Below are 1,697 nucleotides of genomic sequence, written 5' to 3' on the forward strand. Positions count from 1 at the left end.
CCTGGTCCGCCCTGGCGGTGTGCGTCGCCTCCGTCGGCTTCGGCGCGACCCTGGCCCAGCAGGAACGCCTGATGGCTCTCACGCCCGACGAACTCGCCGGGCACGCCCTCGGGTTGCGGGCCGCCGGGATGCTCACCATGCAGGGCGTGGCCGCCGCGGTGGCGGGTACGGTCGCCCAGCTGACCACCCCGGCGACGGCGATGACCTGCATGGCCCTCGCGTCCCTCACGATCACCCTGACCCTCGCGACGGCCCACCGCCGCACCCCGGAGGGGGCGGCGGTGACGCAGGGCGGGGGGTGAGGGGCGGGGCGCCGGTCAGCGCAGCGTCAGCTGGGCGTCAGCGGGGGCCGCGACTGTTAGGGGTATGACGTCCATCGTCGCGGTCTCCAGCAGCCTGCCCGACACCATTCCGATCGCCCGGTTCCAGAGGGAACTCGGGCTGACCGACGTGCAGTTGCGCCGCTACCAGCGTTTCTACGGTCTCTCCGAGGTGTGCCGCGCGCCGGAGGCCACGGAGACCGAGCTGCTGCTGCGCGCCGCCGCCAAGCTCGTCGAGCTGCGCGGCCAGGAGCAGCGGGTGAAGTACGTCCTCCAGGCCCGCACCATGGCCTCGCCGCTGCCCTACCCGATGACCTCCCTCGGACCGCTCCTGGCCGAGCTGGGCCTGGAGCACGCCACCGCGTTCGTGGTCGCCCACCACGCCTGCGCCTCGGGCCTGCTCGCCGTCGACATGGCGGGGACCCTGCTCGCCGCGGACCCCGACCCGGACGCGCTCGCCCTCGTCCTCACCGGCGAGAAGGCCCGCACCGGCAAGACGCAGTCCATCCCCGACGTCACCGTCATGGGCGAGGGCACGGCAGCCGTCCTGGTCTCCGCCGACCGCACCGGCCGCGACCGGATGCTCGGCTACGCCGCCCGCACCCACCCCCGCTTCGGCGCCGACTTCATCATGGGCGACGCGGCCGCGAAGGACTTCCAGGACCTGTACGGGCCGGGCCTGACCGAGGTGATCGGCGCGGCCCTCGACGAGGCGGGCTGCACGCTCGGCGAGCTCGCCCTGGTGCTGCCGCACAACGTGAACCGGCTGTCGTGGATCGGCGTCTGCAAGGAGCTCGGGCTGCCCCCGGAGCGGGTCTTCCTCGACCTGGTGCCGCACACGGGCCACTGCTTCTGCGCCGACCCGTTCATCAACCTCCAGCACGCCTCCGAGCTGGGCCGGCTGCGTCCCGGCGACCGCTACCTGATGACCAGCGTCGGGCTCGGGGCGACGTTCGCGGCGATGGTCCTCGAGCACTGACATCCATGAGAAGGACGAGGTCGACACAGATGCAACCACCGCCCGCCGGCTTCACCGCGCGCCTCAAGCGCGCCGTCACCGGAGCCGCCGACACCCCCCTGGTGTTCCTGGGCAACTTCGAGGTCGAGAACCAGTGGGCGGTCGGTGAGCCCGCGCTGCCCCGCGTCGGCGCGCACGCCGGCAGCGCGGTCGTGAACCGCATGGACGAGTTCGCGCTGCTGCTCGGCGGCAAGGACGACCACGTCGTCCTCAAGACGGCCCTCGACGACGGCTACCGCGCCTACCTGGAGGGTCTGGGTCTGGCCCTGCCCACCGTGCACGTGGTGGCCGGGCAGGACCCGCGCCGCACGGTCAGCGAGGACGCCCTCGCCGACCCGGGCCTGCTGCACACCCTGTCC

General features: G+C 73.2%; 1 protein-coding gene and 2 pseudogenes. All 3 read left to right on the forward strand.

What is annotated here, in order from left to right; all coding sequences use genetic code 11:
* A pseudogene (locus ACFY5C_RS41390) lies at window positions 1-302 on the forward strand (MFS transporter); the annotation flags it as partial.
* 64 nt (window positions 303-366) lie between these two features.
* On the forward strand, window positions 367-1,299 hold the full coding sequence (locus ACFY5C_RS41395) for a 3-oxoacyl-[acyl-carrier-protein] synthase III C-terminal domain-containing protein (protein ID WP_389455236.1): 933 nt from the start codon (window positions 367-369) through the stop codon (window positions 1,297-1,299).
* Window positions 1,300-1,328: 29 nt separating this feature from the next.
* Window positions 1,329-1,697: pseudogene (locus ACFY5C_RS41400) on the forward strand (hypothetical protein); the annotation flags it as partial.

Source organism: Streptomyces sp. NPDC012935 (assembly GCF_042900345.1).
Classification (GTDB): Bacteria; Actinomycetota; Actinomycetes; order Streptomycetales; family Streptomycetaceae; genus Streptomyces.